The organism is Sphingomonas rhizophila, from assembly GCF_014396585.1.
Lineage (GTDB): Bacteria > Pseudomonadota > Alphaproteobacteria > Sphingomonadales > Sphingomonadaceae > Sphingomicrobium > Sphingomicrobium rhizophilum.
In genome coordinates this window covers 1,383,775-1,400,363 of sequence record NZ_CP060717.1, presented here as the reverse complement: position 1 = coordinate 1,400,363, position 16,589 = coordinate 1,383,775, and the positions used below count along the sequence as shown (strand labels likewise).

Here is a 16,589-nt window from a genome sequence, read left to right as displayed (position 1 = left end):
AGGCTGTTCAGCGTGTAGGGTTTCTGGATGACGATACGGGGCGGTGCGCCTCCGGCAGCTGCGCCTGCTCGCCATAGCCGGTCGCGAACACGAACGGTATGCCGATGTCGTTGAGGCGGTCAGCAATAGCGAAGCTGTTGTGATCGCCGAGGTTGATGTCGAGCACGGCAAGGTCGGGCGGCGAGGTCTCGATGGCCAGGATCGCTCCCGACACATTGCCCTCGGTGATGACATCGCGAGCGCCGAGACGGCGCAGGATGTCCTCGGCGTCGAGGGCGATGATCAGGCTGTCCTCGACCAGGAGAACCCGCTTACCGGAGAGCAACGTCGAATTGACGTTGCTGGCGCTTTCGACCGGCTCGGCGAACTGGATTTGCGGACTGTTGCGGAGCGGTGGCGTTTCGGCGGCGATATGCTGCGCCGGGATCATGAACCGCGCCTTGAGGCCGTCCTTGTCGAAATCGAGGTCGGAGGTTCCGCCAAGATCGTACGGCACGCTGTGCTGGATGATCGTCGTGCCGAAGCCGCGGCGCTTGGGTTCCTCGACCTTTGGGCCGCCGCTCTCGATCCAGTCGATGAGGACGTTTCCGGATTTGTCCTTGTCGCAGACGATATGGACGTTGCCGCCATTCGACAGGCTGCCATATTTGGTCGAGTTGGTGACCAGCTCATGGATCACGAGAGCCATCGTCGAGTAGGCCTGCGGATTGAGCATGATGTGGCAGCCATCGGTCGTGATGCGATGGACGTCGGCCTGAAGGAAAGCGGCTGCTTCCGCGTCGATCAGGCTCTGGAACGCGCCGGGACCCCATTGGTCGTCCGTGATCTGGTTATGGGCACGGGCGAGGGCGTGGACCCGGCGGTCGATGACCGACACGAAATCCTCGACCGACGCGCCTTCGGGAGGGCGTGACTGGCGGATAAGACCCCGGATCAACGCCAGAATGTTGCGCACGCGGTGGTTGAGCTCGGCGATCAGCAGGTCCTGGCGGGCGGTCGCGCGCTGCCGCTCCACGCTCGCTTCGTCGGCGAGGCGGAGAACAACCTCGATTAGCGTCGCCCGAAGCGTTTCGGCGACCCGGATTTCGGAAGGAGTGAACGGCTCCGACCGGCCCTGCACCAGTTCCTTCCATTCCTCGAAGCTTTGGCGCGGCGTGAGGCGCGGACCGTTCGGCCCATATTCGACCGGCTTGTGCGGATCGCCGGCCCAGCGCACCGACCGTACCCGTTCCGACCGGAAGAGGATGACATAGTCGCGGGGGTTGCGGCTGATCGGGAGCGACATCATCCCCGATGCCACCGATTCGAACCGAGCTGCGTCGGGTACCAGGTCGGCGATGCGATCGGTGGCGAAAACCTTGCCCGCGGCAGCGGCGTTGAGCGCGTTGACGATCGCCGCCACTCCGCGCGTGTCGGGCGTCTGTCCCGACATGGCGTAATTGCCGTTGATCCACACAGCGACCCCGTCCGCCGGGATGGCGTGCGTCAAAATGTCGGACAGCCAAGCCGGATCGTTGAGCAGGGTTTCGTCCGACGCTACTGCGCCCAGCAGCTGGTCGGAAATATCGCGGGCACGACGTTCGTAGTCGACGGTCTGCTGACGGATGCGGCTTTCGATCCGCATTGCGAACATCTGCGCGAACAGTTCGGCCACCGAACGCCGTTCGAACCCGGGACAGCGCGGGCTGTAATGGTGGCAGGCGATGAGGCCCCACAATTCGCCTTCGACCAGGATCGAAATCGACATCGACGCGCGCACGCCCATGTTGCGCAGATATTCGATGTGAATTGGCGATACCGAGCGAAGTACCGACAGGGACAGGTCGATCGGCTTCTTGTGTTCGTCGAGCGGCGGGACGATCGGCACCGGCTTCGCATCGATATCCGTGATCACGCGCAACAGCGCACGCTTGTAAAGCGCGCGGGCCTGCACCGGTATGTCGGTGTGGGGGTAGTGGAGGCCAAGGAAACTGCCGATGCCGCTCTTGACGTGTTCGGCGACGACTTCGCCCGAACCGTCGGGCTCGAAGCGATAGACCATGACCCGGTCGAACCCGGTCAGGGCGCGCACCTGGCGGGCGCCTTCGTTGAAAAAGGCGGCGAGGTCGGTGGCCTGGTCGAGGCGGCCGATCATCCCGCGGACGGTGCCGGTGGCATCGCCGTAGTCGCGCTCGCTTGAAGGCTCGGCCTCGACGATGACCTTCCCGTTCGACATGTGGACAGCGACATCGAAGGGGTCGCCGTCCTCGACCAACGCCAGGCGGAAGACGCGTTCGACCGCATCGTCGCCACGTAGTAGCGACAGCCGATTGCGCAGCGAGTGGATCGCCTCCCCGGTGAATAGGGTCGACATCGGCTGGCCGACCAGTTGTTCGGGGAGGTGTCGAGGAAGTCGCCGATGTTCGCCGACACCGCCGACACGATCCAGTCGGTCGACAGGGCGATCAGGAAGCCGATCGGCTGGATTGCGCCCAGCAAGTGGATCGGCTCGCGATCGCAGTTCGTCAAATCGACGTTGAAGTCAGCTTCGCTCATGGACGCGGCACCGTAACAGCTTGTTCGAAACAGGCGAATGTAGCCTTGGCCGCATCGCCCGCCCGGGAAAGTGAGGCGCCGGAGTAGAGGAATTGATCGAGCGTCGCAATGAAGCGCCGCCATCGTCCGCTCTCCTGCGGCGCGGACAGGAACCTGTGCGGAAGGGTGTCGCCAACGGCGCGCTTCAACACGGCGCCGCCAAGGCGCGACCCTTCGAGGACATAGAGACCGCCAAGCAGGGCATCGTCGTTGGCGTAGGCTGGCGCTGCGACTGGTGCAGGGACAGTCAGCCCAAGGTCGGCCAGGTCCGCGACCAGGGCGTCCCGCCGGCGGTGGGTCGGCCAGTCCGCCACCAGCCTCGCCGCGCCAGCCCGGTCGAGCGCTTCCTCGATCGGCAGGAACGCGGCGGCGTGGGCGGTCAGGAAACGGCCATAGTCGCCAGGGTCGGCCAGGTCGTAGCCGGAGAAATGGGAGTCGAGTTGGTCGTGAGCATCGCGCGTCGCCGCCCTTAAGGCAGCGTGGGCGGTCAAGCGCTGTCCCCGAAGACCCGCGCGAAAATCGTGTCGATCCGCTTGAGGTGGTAGCCGAGGTCGAACAGGCCCTCGAGCTCGTCGTTTGACAAGCGCGAAGTGACCTCGGGATCTGCCTTGAGCAGGTCGAGCAATTGGAGCTGGCCGTCGGATTCCCACACCCGCATGGCGTTGCGCTGGACCAGCGCATAGCTGTCTTCGCGGCTGAGGCCGGCCTGGGTGAGGGCGAGAAGCACGCGCTGGGAATGAATGAGCCCGCCCATTCGATCCATGTTGCGTTGCATACGGTCCGGATAGACCAGCAATTTGTCGACGACGCTGGTGAGGCGGGCCAGCGCGAAGTCCAGCGTGATGCAGGCATCGGGGCCGATGAACCGCTCCACCGACGAATGGCTGATGTCCCGTTCATGCCACAGCGCGACATTCTCCATCGCCGGGACGACCGCAGACCGGACGACGCGGGCAAGGCCGGTGAGGTTCTCGGTCAGCACCGGGTTGCGCTTGTGCGGCATTGCCGACGAGCCCTTCTGCCCGGGCGAGAAATATTCCTCCGCTTCGAGCACCTCGGTGCGCTGCAGGTGGCGAATTTCGACCGCGAGCCGCTCGATCGACGAGGCGATGACGCCGAGCGTCGCGAAGAACATGGCGTGGCGGTCGCGCGGGATGACCTGGGTCGAGGTCGGCTCGGGCGACAGGCCGAGCTCGGCCGCGACATGGGCCTCGATCGCGGGATCGATATTGGCAAAGGTACCGACCGCGCCGCTGATGGCGCAGGTGGCGATATCGTCGCGGGCGGCGACGAGGCGGGTGCGGCAGCGGTCGAACTCGGCATAGGCCTGGGCAAGCTTGAGGCCGAAGGTGACCGGCTCGGCATGGATGCCGTGGCTTCGGCCGATGGTCGCGGTCATCTTGTGTTCGATGGCGCGGCGCTTGAGCACATCGAGCAGCGCGTCGAGGTCGTCGAGCAGCAGGTCGGCGGATTGCTTGAGCTGCACCGCTAGCGAGGTGTCGAGCACATCGCTGGACGTCATGCCCTGGTGAAGCCAGCGCCGCTCCGGCCCCAGCTTCTCGCCGGCCCAGGTCAGGAAGGCGATGACGTCATGCTTGGTCACCGCCTCGATCGCGTCGATCGCCGGCACGTCGATCTCGCCGAGGACATCGGCGTCATAGGCGTTGCGGATGGTCGCGGCGTCGTCGGCCGGGATCATGCCGATCTTGCCCATCGCCTCGGCGGCGAACACCTCGATCGCCCACCAGATCTTGTAGCGGTTTTCGGACGACCAGATGGCGGTCATGGCGGGGCGGGAATAGCGAGGAACCATGGCGCGAGCGGCTAGCAGGGCGGGCGCCGCATTCAATCGACGAGAAGCTAATGTCCGCTTTGGGTGGAAAACGGACATTAGATGCCTTGGCGAAGGGACCCTGCGTCGACCTCGTCCGATCCCATATGTTTCACGAAGGCATTGCGGATGCTTCTGCGATAGCCTTGCGCAGTTGCGCTGCTAGGGTCCCATCCTTCGGCTCGTAACACCGCATCAACAAACTGCTCTGCGCGAACGGGTCCTTGTTCGGGAAGGTACATTTCAACCTTCGTAGGCACGCCGTCGATAACGGTTCCACAGAACCCCAGACCAACACAGACCTCCCGCATTAGCTTGTCGTATGCTTTGTTCATGCGGGCAGCCTAGCGTTAGCACTAATGTCCGCAATGGGTCGAAGTCGGACACTACGTTGTCTGCTCAAATCAGGCCCATGGCCCTCAAGCTGCTGCGGCCATTCGCGCCGACGATGACGTGGTCGTGCACCGTGATCTTCATGTGGCGGCCGGCGTCGACCAGGTCGCGGGTCAGGCGGATGTCCTGCTGGCTGGGCGAGGGGTCGCCGCTGGGGTGGTTGTGGACGATGATGATCGCGGTGGCGCCTAGAGCGATGGCGCGGGCGATGACCTCGCGCACATGCACCGACGCCTCGTCGACGCTGCCGCTCCACATCGCCTCGTTGGCGATCAGCATGTTTCTTGCGTTGAGGAACAGCACCCGCACCTGCTCGATCGACAGATGCGCCATGGTGACGTGGAGATAATCGCCTAGCGCGTCCCAACTCGACAGGATCGGCATCGCCTCGACCCGTGTTTCCAGCAGCCGCTCCGAGGTGGCCGAGGCAATCTTGAGCGCGGCGATGACGGTATCGCTAAGGCCCTCGCGGCGGAGCGCCTCGACGTCGGCGCCGAGCAGCCGGCCGATCCCGCCGAAGCGGGCGATCAGCGCCTTGGCCTGCGCCTTGGTGTCGCGACGGGGGATGGCGAGGGCGAGAAGATATTCGACCAGCTCATGATCCAGCAGTGCCCGCCCGCCGCCGTCGAACAGCCGCTGCCGAAGCCGCGCGCGGTGACCGCTGGAATCGGTGGGGGACGCATCACGCTCACTCATTCGGCGCACGCTAGGGGTGGCTCGTCGCGGCGACAAGCGCCACCGTAACAGATACGGAACGGTCTGGATTGCGAGCGGTTGTGAGCCAAGCATGAGTGAGCGCAAGGATGATGGGCCGCTGGAGGAGGTCGCGGAAGAACTTGGTGAGGCGGGCCTCGCCGAGCCTACTGTCGTCCGCCATCGCGGCCACTGGCATCGTGTCTGGCGGATCACCCGCCTCGGCCTGATCGTTATCCTCATCCTCGCCGTCGTAGCCGCCGTCGGCCTGTGGATCGCGCGCAAGCCGATCGCCAACAACGTTCTGGCCAAGGAGCTGGAGAATCGCGGGGTGCAGGCGACCTACCGCCTAGACCGCGTGGGCCTGCGGACGCAGGAGGTCAGCAACCTCGTCATCGGCGATCCCCGGAATCCTGACCTGACGGCGGACAAGGCGGTCATCCAGCTTCGCGTGCTGCTCACCGGATCCGTGGAAGTATACCGGATTGTCGCGCGCGGCGTCCGGCTGCAGGGCCGGGTGGTTGGCGGCAAGGTCAGCTGGGGCGAGGTCGACAAGCTGCTTCCGCCGCCGAGCGGCAAGCCCTTCACCCTTCCCAATATCGTCGTCGATGTCGCCGACACGCAGATCGGTTTGCAGACGCCCTATGGGAAGATCGGCGGGGCGGTGATCGGCGCGGGCAACCTCAGCGGCGGGTTCCGCGGGCGGCTGGCGGTATCGGCGCCGTCGCTTCGGCCGGGCAAGTGCACCGTCACCGGCCTCAAGTCGAACGTCGCCATTTCCGTAGACGCCCGGCGTCCGCATGTCGTCGGCCCGGTCGCCGCGACCAGCTTCGCCTGTCCGCAAAGCCGTTTGGCGCTGGCGGCGCCACGGATGGAGATCGACAGCCGGTTCAGCGAGGCATTCGGAAGCTTCGACGGCAAGGGCCGGATGAGCTTCGCGTCGCTGGTCGCCGGCGCCAACGGCCTGGCCAACGCGACCAGCAACCTGACCTTCAAGGGCACACCGACCGACATTTCCGGCCGGATCGACGTCGCTGCCCAGCGGGCACGGCTGGCCCAGATCTTTGCCGACCGGACGCGGCTCGACGGGCGCTATCACCTGGCGGCAGCTCGCGGCTCGCTCGAGTTCGCGGCGGCCTATGGCGCGTCGGGGGTTACACTTGACCCGGCAATGACCCGCGGCTTCACCGGCCCGCTGATGAAGGCGGCGGGAACCCCGATCGGACCGATTGCCACCGGCATTGCCCGCGCCGTCGACGGGGCGGCGCGTAATTTCAACGTCGCCGGGCGGCTGGTGGCCGTGAACCGGCCCGGCTCCGGCGGCGTACGGATCGAGACCGCCCGGGTCGACGCGCCGGGCGGGGCGCGTGCAACGGTCGCCGGCGGGGACGGCATCACCTATTACTGGCCATCGGGGCGGCTGCGCCTCGACGGCGACGTCGATGTGAGCGGCGGCGGGCTGCCCACCGCCCAGGTTTCCCTGTCCTCGCCGCGTGCCGGGGCGGGATCAGCGGCACCGCCCGGATCGCGCCGTACGAGGCCGGGGCGCGCGGCTAGCGCTGGCCCCGGTGTATTTCGCGGCGCAGCCGAGTGGCGCCACCAACGTCCAGACGGTGGCCGTGCTCGACGGTCCGATCGCTTCCGGCCGAGTGACCGGCCTCAGGGTGCCGATCAATGGCACCTTCGGCGCCAATGGCGGGCTTCAGATCGGGCGCGGCTGCGTCGATACGCGCTTTTCGGCCTTGCAGGTCGGGGCGCTACGCCTGGGCGCGGCGCGCTTCCCGATCTGTCCGACGCGTGGACCGGCGATCGTCACACAGGCGCCGGGCGGTTCCATCAGGCTCGGTGCGCAGACCAATAATTTGCGGCTTCAGGGCACGCTTGGCCGCTCCCCGTTCCTGCTCAATGCGGCGCGGCTGGCGATCTTGGGCGAGCGTTCGTTCGAGACGACGCGCCTTGCCGTCCGGCTTGGCCGTGCCTCCTCGCCCGTCGCTATCGATGCCGAAACGTTGCGCGGCGATTTCCGCGGCAAGGGTGTCGGCGGCAGCTTCGGCGGGATGAAAGCGACCATCGGCACCGTGCCGCTGCTGCTCAGCGATTCGTCGGGCGACTGGTCGTTCGATAACAATCGGTTGGCGCTGAATGGCGGCGTGACGGTCAGCGACCGCAACGAAAATCCGCGCTTCTACCCGCTGCGCAGCGACGACATGCGCCTGACCTTGGCAGACAATGTCATTCGCGCCAACGGGCGGCTGGTCCATCCCGATTCCAGGACCCCGGTGACCGACGTCACGATCGAGCATCGCCTGTCCAGCGGCGATGGCGAGGCCGTGCTGGACGTGCCCGGCATCCGGTTCAACAACGGCTTCCAGCCCGAACAGCTCACCCGGCTGACCGAGGGGGTCATCGCGCTGGTCACGGGCAGCGTGAACGGTCGCGGGCGGATCGCGTGGAGCGGCAGCGGCAAGGTCGATTCGTCCGGTGCCTTCAATGTCGTCGATACCGATTTCGCGGCGCCGTTCGGACCGGTCACCGGGCTCAATACCACGGTCAACTTCACCGACCTGCTGGCGATCGAGACCGCGCCGAACCAGGTCGCGACGGTCGCGTCGATCAACCCCGGCATCATCGTCGAGAACGGCACGATCCGGTACCAGCTGCTCCGGGACCAGCTGGTGAAGGTGGAGCGGGGCGAATGGCCCTTCATGGGCGGCAAGCTGATCCTGCAGGAAACCATCCTCAACTTCGCCCGGCCGACCGCCAAGCGGCTGACGTTCGAGGTGGTCGGGCTTGATGCCAAGACGTTTGTAACGACGCTGGGCTTTGCCGAAATCAGCGCCACTGGCGTGTTCGACGGCGTCCTGCCGATGGTCTTCGACGAAAGCGGCGGCCGGATCGTCGGCGGCCGACTGGACAGCCGTGAGGGCGGCGGGACGCTGAGCTATAATGGTGTCGTCAACCGCGCGAACATCGGCATGTTCGGCGGCCTAGCGTTCGATGCGTTGCGCAGCCTGCGCTTCCGCTCGATGGTCATCCGCCTTGACGGCTATCTCGATGGCGAATTCGCGACTCGGCTGACGATCGACCAGGTCGCGCTGGGCGATGCGACCAAGACCCAGCGGTTCCTGAAGTCGATCAATCGCATCCCGTTCAAGTTCAACGTGACGATCAAGGGCCCATTCCGCGCCCTGATCGCGACCGCCAAGAGCTTCCGCGACCCGCGCACCGTCATTTCGGACGCGCTGCCAGTGCCGCTGGACGAGGTGCCCGGCATCGTCACCGAGGTGCGGCGCCAGGAAGAAAGCCAGACCCAGACGCAGACGCCGGTCAACGAGCAGGTCGACGTCGCGCCACCCCCCGACCAGGATGCGAAGTGAGGAGTAAGGCCATGAACATAGCCACGGTGCCCAAGGCCCTGGCGGCGACAGCGCTGCTGCTGCCGCTGGGCGGGTGCATATCGGTCAAGACGCCGGAAAAACCGATCGAGATCAACCTCAACGTCAACATCAAGCAGGAAGTGCTGGTGCGCCTACAGCGCGACGTCGAGCAGATCATCAACCAGAATCCCGACGCCTTCCCGACGACGCCGGCGCCGGGAAATCGCTGAACATGGCGCGATTCCTCGCCGTCGCGACCGTCGCTGCGTCGCTCTCCCTCGGTGCAGCGCCGGCGGCCGCGCAGAGCAGCCCCGCCATTGCCGCGGCGCGAGCGTCGGGCGTCGTGGGCGAACGTTATGACGGGTACCTTGGCCTTGCCGCCGGGTCCGGCGACAACCTGCGCAAGATCGTCGGCGCGGTGAACATCAAGCGGCGCTCGCTTTACTCGCAGCTCGCGGCACGGCGGGGGGTCAGTCCGTCAGAGGTCGGAATCACCGCAGCGTGCCAGCTGTTCGCACGCGTTGCGGTGGGCGAAGTCTACATGCTGCAGGACGGGATCTGGCGCCGCCGTGGTCCGGGACAAGGCGCGCCGCGGCCGGATTACTGCGGCTAGGGCCGCTCGAAACTGTCCCGCCATTCGGGCTTCATCGCCGCGATCCACGACGGCTCGATCGCGTAGGCCACTTCATAGTCACCCTCCGCGTACGGACCGGCGACATAGGGGTCGGCGAGGAATCGTAGCCGGTCGAATTTGCCGTCATTGTCGGTGTCGGCCGGGATCACCGAAATGTCGGACAGCGGCGGGCAAATGTCGAATTCGCCGCCGATCCGCTCGCCCTGGCGCCGTTCGAGGCGCGCCTGCTCGATCCCCTTGCACCACGGCCCGTTAAGCAGGGCGGTAAAGTCGGACGCCTTGGCGAAAAGGTCGGACGCCTTCATCTCGCGGTTGGCCTTGCGATCCCACAGCAGCGCGGTTCTCCCATGGTTGGGATGGGCGCCGCCGGTGAACACCGAGGTGGTCGCGACCAGGCTGAGCAGGGCAGGGGATTGGCCCGCGGTGGACCAGCTTCGTTCGAAGCTGTGATTGTTGAAGTCGACGCCGATGCCCTTGCGGCTTTTTTCATCTTCCTGCGCCGTGGCGACCGCTTGCTTGTGGGCGCTGTCCATGTCCCTGGTGAATCGCTCGACCAGCGCCGGGATGGCGGCGGCTTCGGCCGGCCATTCGTAGCTGAAGTCGAGCAGCGGCGTTTTCTCCTCGCGCGAGAAAGCCCGGCCCGGTTCGGGTGCGGTGGGCGATTTCGCCACTTCGCCATTCTGCATCTTCTCGATTTTTTCGCGGGTTTCCGGCGAATGACAACCGCCGGTGAGGAGGATCGCGGCGGCGACCAAGGCGTGCGGGACGGGCTTCATGCGCAGTGGTGTGCCACGGGCGCGACGCAAGGCCAAGATGCGTCCCTTGGAGCGGTTGACTTGGCAGGCGGCGGTTCATAAAGGGGCGGCGCCTTGGCGGGTTGGTTGGCCGCCATGTTCCATGCCTTTCGCGCCCGCTTTTCCAAAGGGTTGGCGCTTAGCTGCGGGAGACTGGATCATGGCAGACGAACAATCCGGGCAGGAACCGATCAAGGCCCCGCAGGATGCACGGCTCGATTCGCTGGAACAGCGTCTCGAGCAGGCGCAGGCCCGCGAGGCGGAACGGACGGGTGGACCGATCAAGGCCGATGCCAACGAGCAACTCGGCCAGCGCGTCCTCTCCCTGTTGATCGGCGGCCTTGCCGGCGGTGCACTGATCGGCTGGTTGTTCGACCGGCTGTTCGGAACGGGACACCTGCTCCTGGTCGTGATGATGGTGCTTGGCACCGTCGGCGGCTTCTGGAGCATCTTCAAGCTGGTGAACCGGCGGCCATAGGCCTGCCGGGCGTTTGGACTAGAGGGACTACGACGTGGCCGCAGAATCGGGCAAGATCGATCCGATGCATCAATTCCGGATCGAACCGCTGTTCGGTCAGGATTGGTCGATCGCCGGCCACAACATCGCCTTCACCAACTCCGCCCTGTGGATGGCGGTGACCTTTGCAGCGTTGTGGGGCTTCATGCTGATGGGCATGCAGCGCAAGCTGGTCCCCGGCCGCTGGCAGATGGCGGTCGAAAGCATGACCGGCTTCATCACCAACATGATGGACACCAACATCGGACCGGCCGGCCGCCGCTTCGTGCCGTGGGTCTTCTCGCTGTTCATGTTCATCCTGTTCGCCAACCTGCTCGGCATGCTGCCGGTGGCGCTGGTCGGGCTTCACCCCTTCGCGGTGACCGCGCAGCTGACCGTGACCGGCGTCCTTGCCGTCGTCAGCTTCGCGATCGTGCTGGTGGTCGGTTTCGCCAAGCACAAGCTGCACTTCTTCTCGCTGTTCGTGCCGCACGGCACGCCGCCGGTGATGGTCCCGCTGATCTTTCTGGTGGAGCTGCTCAGCTTTCTCGTTCGCCCGTTCAGCCTTGGTCTGCGACTGTTCGTCGCGATCATGGCCGGCCACATCCTGATGGAAGTGCTGGCGGGCTTCGTCATCAACGGCGCTAACGCCGACGCGCTGTGGGTTTTCCCGGTCGTCAGCATTCCCAGCTTCCTGCTGATGATCGCCATCACGCTGCTCGAAATCCTGGTCAGCGCGATCCAGGCCTACGTTTTCGCCCTGCTCACGTCGCTGTACCTCAACGACGCGATCAACCTTCACTAAGCAACTGTTTTTCCTAGGGAGTTTTTAACATGGACGCTAATGCTGCAAAGCTTCTCGGTGCCGGCCTCGCGGCGATCGGCGTGGGCATGGCCGCGCTCGGCGTGGGCAACGTCTTCGGCTCGTTCCTCGAAGGCGCGCTGCGCAACCCGGGTGCCGCCGACGGCCAGCAGGGCCGCCTGTTCATCGGCTTCGCCGCCGCCGAACTTCTCGGCCTGCTGGCGTTCGTCGTCGCGATGATCCTGCTGTTCGTCGCCTAACCGACGTCCAACGGAACCTTAGGGTCGGCCATGCCGCAAATTGCCCAACTGGGTGAAGTCTACGCGTCGCAGCTATTCTGGCTGTTCGTGTTCTTCGGTGCGATTTTCCTCGTGATTGGCCTGGGCATGCTTCCCAAGATCCAGTCTACGGTGGATTCGCGCGACGCGCAGATTGCGGCCGACCTCAAGGCCGCGGAGGGCGCCCGCGAGGCGGCCGACCGGCTTGAGGAAGAATATCGCATCGCGATGGACAAGAGCCGGGCGGAAGCCGCTCGGCTCGCTGCCGAGGCCAAGGACAAGGCCGCCAAGGCGACCGAGAAGTCGGTGGCCAAGGCTGACGAGGGCATCAACCTGTCGCTGGACCAGGCGCTGGCCCGTATCGGCGAGGCCCGCCAGGCTGCCCAGGGTGAGATCGAGGCGGTTGCCGCCGAAGCCGCCCAGGCGATGGTCGAGCGTGTCGCCGGCCTGAAGGTCGACCCGGCGGCTGCCCGCGCTGCGGTCGCGAAGGAACTGGTCCATGGCTGAGCCGACGACTAACGGCGACGTCGCCGAGACGCACGGCGCGGCGGAAACGCACGCCGGCACCGAGGCGCACGCCGCTCCGGCGATCTTTGGAGTCGCCACCGCCCCGGTGGTGGTCGCGCTGGCGATGGCGATCGTCATCGGCATCCTCGTGTTCTGCAAGGTGCCGGCTGCGATCGGCAAAAGCCTGGACAAGAAGATCGCGGCAATCCGCGAGCAACTCGCCGAAGCCGAGGCGTTGCGCAAGGATGCCGAGGCGCTGAAGGCCGAGTATGAAGCCAAGTCGAAGGCGGCTGACGCGGACGCGACCGCGATTGTCGAACGGGCCGAAGCTGACGCCAAAGCCATCGTCGCCAAGGCGAGCGCCGATGCAAAGGCGCTGGTCGCTCGGCGTCAGGCCATGGCAGAAGCCAAGATCGCGGCCGAAGAGCGTGCCGCGATCGACGAACTTCGCGCGACCGCCGCGAAGGCCGCGACCGCCGCCGCGACCAAGCTGATTGCCGAGCGCAACGACGACAATGCCGACAAGGCGATCGTCGATCAGGCGATTGCCGGCCTCGGCCGCTAAACGTCTCATTCGAGATTAAGGAAAGGCCCGGTGGGACGATCCCCGCCGGGCCCTTTTTCGTTAAATGTTAAGCTTGCTGCTGGTGCTGTCCGCCCGGCGCGCTGACGCCTTCGAGCGCGGTCTGCGCTGCGGAGGACTGGGCCTCGCGGCTGAGGTCGCCGAGGCTTACCACTCCGACCAACCTATCTTCGGCGTCGACGACCGGGAGGCGCCGCACCTGCTTGTCACTCATGCGCTGGGCGACGGCAAGGACGTCGTCGGTATCGCGCGCGCAGACCACGTCGCTGCTCATCAGGTCGCGAACCGTGCAGTCCGGGCCCCGGCCTTCCGCAACGCCGCGGACGGCAATGTCGCGGTCGGTGATCATCCCGATGACGCGGTCGCCATCACAGACAGGGATCGATCCGGTGTCGGCCGCCAGCATGAATCCCGCCGCCTCCTGGGCCGTGGCGTCAGGCGCTACGGTCTTGATTTCACTGGTCATCACGTCGCGAATCTGGGCCATCGCTCGTCTCCTTCCGGATCAAAACGAATGGCCGGAAGCGAGCGTTCCGGCTGCTAGGGCAGGTTTTCCGTCAGCAGGTCGTAGGTCGCGACCAGCTCGTCCTTCTGATTGAAGATTTCTACTGCCCAGCGGACCACGCCGGTATCTTCGGTCTTCAGCGCCTTCGACCGCACGGTCAGCTCGACTCGCATCGAATCGCCCGGATAGAGCGGCGTCAGGAAGCGAAGGTTTTCGAGGCCGGTATTCGCCAGCACGGGGCCGGGATCGGGATCGACGAACAGGCCGGCGGCGAAGCTCAGGATGAGGTAGCCGTGCGCGACGCGCCCCTCGAAGATCGGCGAGGCCTTGGCGGACTCCTCATCCATGTGGGCGTAAAAGGTGTCGCCGGTAAAGTGAGCGAAATGCTCGATGTCCTCCAGGCTTACCGTCCGGCTCTTGGTGCGAAGCGTGTCGCCGATGTGAAGCTCGCTCATCCGCTTGCGGAACGGGTGGGCGTCATCGATGACATGCTTCGGGCCGCCCGGAATATATTGTTCGCTGATCGCTGCGATCATCGCGGAGGTGGACTGGATCGCGGTGCGCTGCATGTAATGCTTCACCCCGCGCACGCCGCCCATCTCCTCGCTGCCGCCGGCCCGCCCGGGGCCGCCATGGACCAGGACGGGCAGTGGGGAGCCATGGCCCGTGCTTTCGGCGGCATTGTCGCGGTTGATGACCAGCATCCGGCCATGGAAGGCGGCGGCGCCCTGGATGAACTGCCGCGCTGATTCCGGCGAATAGGTGAATAGCGACAGCGCCAGGCTACCCATGCCACGGTTGGCGAGTGCAATGGCGTCAGCGATGTCGCGATAGGGCATGATGGTCGAAACCGGCCCGAACGCCTCGACGTCGTGAACCGCGGTCGCGGTCCAGGGATCGTCGGCGCGGAGGAGGATCGGCTGCATGAAAGCGCCTCCCTCGTGGCCCACGGAGGCAGTGGGATCGCCGCTGACGATGCGCGCGCCGGCATCGACCAGCTTGCCGATCTGGCCGCGAACATCGTCGCGCTGGGCGGTGGAGACGAGTGCGCCCATGCCCTTGGGATCGCCGATCGCGACCGCCGCCAGCTTCCCTGCAATCGCCGCCTGGAGCGCATCGAGGTGCTCGGCCGGCGCCATCGCACGGCGGATCGCGGTGCATTTCTGTCCGGCCTTGACCGTCATTTCATTGACGACCTCCGCCACGAACAAATCGAATTCGGGCGTTCCCGGCCCGGCATCAGGACCGAGCAGAGAGGCGTTCAGGCTGTCCTGCTCGGCGACGAACTTCACGCTCTCGCGCTGAACCACGGGGTGGGAACGGAGCTTCAGCGCGGTCGAGGCCGAACCGGTGAAACTGACGACATCCTGGCCGCCCAGGTGGTCGAACAGGTCGCCGACGCCGCCGACGATCAATTGCACCGCGCCCTCGGGCAGCAAGCCGCTCTCGATCAGAACGCGGAAGGCGGCCTCACACAGATAGGCGGTCGAGCTGGCCGGCTTCACGATGGCCGGCATGCCCGCGAGCAACGTCGGGGCGAGCTTTTCGAGCATCCCCCACACGGGGAAATTGAAAGCATTGATATGGACGGCGGCACCCTGCAGCGGCGTGTAGATGTGCTGGCCGATGAAACTGCCGGATTTCGAAAGAGGTTCGATCGCGCCGTCGAGCAGGACATGGGCGTCGGGAAGTTCACGCCGGCCTTTGGAGGAAAACGACAGCAGCGTGCCCGCACCGCCTTCGATATCGATCCATCCGTCCTTGCGGGTCGCGCCCGTCAGCGAATTGAGCGCGTATAGCTCTTCCTTGCGCTCGAGGACGGCCAGCCCGAGACCTTTGATAATTCGTGCGCGCTCGTGGAACGTCAGGCGGCGAAGCGCGGGCCCGCCAACGGTCCGCGCATGTTCGAGCATCGCCGCGAAATCGAGACCGCCTGAACCCGTTTCGGCCACCAAGGTGCCATCGATCGCGCTGGCTATCGGGGCGAGCAGCCCCTGACCTTCGACCCAGCGATCCTGTGCATAGTTGAGCAGGGTGTTGGTCTTCATGGCATCCTCTGGCTGGTTGTCCGCGCTCTAGCGAGAGTTCGCGGGTGGTCCAAGTCGAACGCCACGGCGCGTCGCAGCCCTTACCCTGACAGAACAGATGCGAAGAAGTCGGCAAAGGCTGTGCGCCTGATGCAACATCATCACGAAGATTCTTCAATTTGTTCCAAAAAGAGACGCTCGATCTGGGGTTCGGGCTGGCGGAATTCTATAACCCCGGTTAATTCTCCGTTTAATGATCTGATTCGCATCGGGGTTTAAGGGGAATGGTTATGAAGAAGTTTTGGGTGGGGGCGCTGATCGCCGCATCTGCGATTGCAAGTACGCCGGCCGCCGCGGGTGTTACCGTAACGGGTCCGGTGACGAACCAGGTCGCGACGACTTCTGGCGCGAGCGGCGGTTCTTGGACGATCGCCTTCAATGGCGTTGGCGGTGAATCGCAGTCGGTGATCAGTGGCTTGATGTCGACGATCACCTTCGAATTCGTCAGCGGTGGTGGCACGAACCAGTATGTGTTCAACTACACCATCAACAACGTTTCGGAGTCTCCGATTACTGCCTCGCGTGTTTCGGGTTTCGGCTTTGACACCAACCCGAATGTTTCGACTGCTACTTCGACCGGCGTGTTTGGCGATACCAATCTCAACGGGAATTATCCGGTAGGTTACGGAAACGTCGAAGTCTGCTTCAAGGACGGCAGCGGCAACAGCTGCGCCGGCGGCGGCAATGGCGGCGTGGTCATGGGCCAGATGAGCGGTAACACCGGAACGCTGACCTTGAACTTCGCACAGGCGCAGTCGTCGATCTCGCTGCTGAACTTCGTCGATCGCTATCAGTCGATTGCCGGGGCGGGCGCGGTTACTTCGGCGATCGGTCGCCAGACGATGCATGCGCCGGAACCCGGCACCTGGGCGATGATGCTGATCGGCTTTGGCGCGATTGGTTTCGGCCTTCGTCGCCGTTCGCAGCCGAAGCTGCTGCAACTGGCCTAACCAGCCAGAACCTCGACGCGAGAAAGATGGCTCGGCCTAAAGGTCGGGCCATTTTTCTATGCTCAGCGACGCATCCATTTCGGAT

19 protein-coding genes and 1 pseudogene are annotated in these 16,589 nt (G+C 65.2%); 11 read left to right on the top strand and 9 right to left on the bottom strand.

The window, feature by feature from the left end:
• Positions 1 to 7: 7 nt before the first annotated feature.
• Together H9L12_RS07100 and H9L12_RS14140 are read right to left on the bottom strand one after the other, a co-directional pair.
• A complete protein-coding gene (locus H9L12_RS07100; protein WP_343060517.1) occupies positions 8 to 2,134 on the bottom strand; it encodes an HWE histidine kinase domain-containing protein in 2,127 nt (708 codons plus the stop codon).
• A gap of 105 nt (positions 2,135 to 2,239) precedes the next feature.
• Positions 2,240 to 2,439: pseudogene (locus H9L12_RS14140) on the bottom strand (hypothetical protein); the annotation flags it as partial.
• Between H9L12_RS14140 and H9L12_RS14135 the strand changes: the two are divergent.
• The gene (locus H9L12_RS14135; RefSeq protein WP_343060533.1) at positions 2,399 to 2,551 is read left to right on the top strand and encodes a hypothetical protein; all 153 of its coding nucleotides are present in this window, start codon (positions 2,399 to 2,401) and stop codon (positions 2,549 to 2,551) included. The pseudogene H9L12_RS14140 and the gene H9L12_RS14135 sit on opposite strands and share 41 nt — an antisense overlap.
• Here H9L12_RS14135 and H9L12_RS07095 read toward each other — a convergent pair.
• From H9L12_RS07095 to radC, 4 genes are all read right to left on the bottom strand, one after another.
• Complete coding sequence (locus H9L12_RS07095; RefSeq protein WP_187541154.1) at positions 2,532 to 3,065, bottom strand: biliverdin-producing heme oxygenase; 534 nt, start codon at positions 3,063 to 3,065, stop codon at positions 2,532 to 2,534. The two genes, H9L12_RS14135 and H9L12_RS07095, sit on opposite strands and share 20 nt — an antisense overlap.
• Positions 3,062 to 4,387 (bottom strand): adenylosuccinate lyase, encoded by a 1,326-nt coding sequence (gene purB / locus H9L12_RS07090; protein ID WP_187541153.1) that lies wholly within the window; start codon positions 4,385 to 4,387, stop codon positions 3,062 to 3,064. The genes H9L12_RS07095 and purB overlap by 4 nt, the downstream gene beginning before the upstream one ends.
• 77 nt (positions 4,388 to 4,464) lie before the next feature.
• Positions 4,465 to 4,740, bottom strand: coding sequence for a hypothetical protein (locus H9L12_RS07085; RefSeq protein WP_187541152.1), 276 nt, complete (start codon positions 4,738 to 4,740; stop codon positions 4,465 to 4,467).
• Positions 4,741 to 4,804: 64 nt separating this feature from the next.
• Positions 4,805 to 5,494, bottom strand: a complete 690-nt coding sequence (radC, locus tag H9L12_RS07080; RefSeq protein WP_187541151.1) for a RadC family protein — start codon at positions 5,492 to 5,494, stop codon at positions 4,805 to 4,807.
• A gap of 91 nt (positions 5,495 to 5,585) precedes the next feature.
• On the opposite strand from radC, the gene H9L12_RS13545 reads away from it, so the two are divergent.
• From H9L12_RS13545 to H9L12_RS07065, 4 genes are read left to right on the top strand one after another with little or no spacing between them, the layout of a single operon-like run.
• Complete coding sequence (locus tag H9L12_RS13545) at positions 5,586 to 7,352, top strand: intermembrane phospholipid transport protein YdbH family protein (protein ID WP_246450270.1); 1,767 nt, start codon at positions 5,586 to 5,588, stop codon at positions 7,350 to 7,352.
• A complete protein-coding gene (locus H9L12_RS13540; RefSeq protein ID WP_484592923.1) occupies positions 7,234 to 8,868 on the top strand; it encodes an intermembrane phospholipid transport protein YdbH family protein in 1,635 nt (544 codons plus the stop codon). Before H9L12_RS13545 ends, H9L12_RS13540 begins: the two co-directional genes overlap by 119 nt.
• Positions 8,869 to 8,879: 11 nt before the next feature.
• The gene (locus H9L12_RS07070; RefSeq protein ID WP_187541149.1) at positions 8,880 to 9,098 is read left to right on the top strand and encodes a YnbE family lipoprotein; all 219 of its coding nucleotides are present in this window, start codon (positions 8,880 to 8,882) and stop codon (positions 9,096 to 9,098) included.
• A gap of 2 nt (positions 9,099 to 9,100) precedes the next feature.
• Entirely contained in the window at positions 9,101 to 9,481 is a 381-nt protein-coding gene (locus H9L12_RS07065; RefSeq protein ID WP_187541148.1) for a YdbL family probable chaperone protein, read from the top strand.
• Here H9L12_RS07065 and H9L12_RS07060 read toward each other — a convergent pair.
• The gene (locus H9L12_RS07060; protein WP_187541147.1) at positions 9,478 to 10,314 is read right to left on the bottom strand and encodes a PdaC/SigV domain-containing protein; all 837 of its coding nucleotides are present in this window, start codon (positions 10,312 to 10,314) and stop codon (positions 9,478 to 9,480) included. The genes H9L12_RS07065 and H9L12_RS07060 overlap by 4 nt on opposite strands.
• A 142-nt stretch (positions 10,315 to 10,456) precedes the next feature.
• Between H9L12_RS07060 and H9L12_RS07055 the strand changes: the two genes are divergently transcribed.
• Genes H9L12_RS07055 through H9L12_RS07035 form a run of 5 tightly spaced genes read left to right on the top strand, consistent with a single transcriptional unit; the run spans position 10,457 to position 12,944 of the window.
• The gene (locus H9L12_RS07055) at positions 10,457 to 10,774 is read left to right on the top strand and encodes an AtpZ/AtpI family protein (RefSeq protein ID WP_187541146.1); all 318 of its coding nucleotides are present in this window, start codon (positions 10,457 to 10,459) and stop codon (positions 10,772 to 10,774) included.
• Between the two features lie 34 nt (positions 10,775 to 10,808).
• Positions 10,809 to 11,597, top strand: a complete 789-nt coding sequence (locus H9L12_RS07050) for a F0F1 ATP synthase subunit A (RefSeq protein ID WP_187541145.1) — start codon at positions 10,809 to 10,811, stop codon at positions 11,595 to 11,597.
• Positions 11,598 to 11,626: 29 nt separating this feature from the next.
• Entirely contained in the window at positions 11,627 to 11,854 is a 228-nt protein-coding gene (locus tag H9L12_RS07045) for a F0F1 ATP synthase subunit C (RefSeq protein WP_187541144.1), read from the top strand.
• Positions 11,855 to 11,884: 30 nt separating this feature from the next.
• Positions 11,885 to 12,379 carry a F0F1 ATP synthase subunit B family protein gene (locus tag H9L12_RS07040; RefSeq protein ID WP_187541143.1) on the top strand — a complete coding sequence of 165 codons (495 nt, stop codon included), beginning with the start codon at positions 11,885 to 11,887 and terminating at the stop codon, positions 12,377 to 12,379.
• Positions 12,372 to 12,944: a F0F1 ATP synthase subunit B family protein gene (locus tag H9L12_RS07035; protein ID WP_187541142.1), complete on the top strand. Its 573-nt coding sequence runs from the start codon at positions 12,372 to 12,374 to the stop codon at positions 12,942 to 12,944. Before H9L12_RS07040 ends, H9L12_RS07035 begins: the two co-directional genes overlap by 8 nt.
• Positions 12,945 to 13,011: 67 nt before the next feature.
• Here the strand turns inward: H9L12_RS07035 and H9L12_RS07030 are convergent, their stop codons facing one another.
• On the bottom strand, positions 13,012 to 13,449 hold the full coding sequence (locus H9L12_RS07030; RefSeq protein WP_187541141.1) for a CBS domain-containing protein: 438 nt from the start codon (positions 13,447 to 13,449) through the stop codon (positions 13,012 to 13,014).
• A 53-nt stretch (positions 13,450 to 13,502) separates the two neighbouring features.
• Complete coding sequence (gene paaZ / locus H9L12_RS07025; RefSeq protein WP_187541140.1) at positions 13,503 to 15,515, bottom strand: phenylacetic acid degradation bifunctional protein PaaZ; 2,013 nt, start codon at positions 15,513 to 15,515, stop codon at positions 13,503 to 13,505.
• A gap of 269 nt (positions 15,516 to 15,784) precedes the next feature.
• Here paaZ and H9L12_RS07020 point away from each other — a divergent pair, with 269 nt between their 5' ends.
• On the top strand, positions 15,785 to 16,504 hold the full coding sequence (locus H9L12_RS07020) for a cistern family PEP-CTERM protein (protein ID WP_187541139.1): 720 nt from the start codon (positions 15,785 to 15,787) through the stop codon (positions 16,502 to 16,504).
• The last annotated feature ends 85 nt before the right edge of the window (positions 16,505 to 16,589 follow it).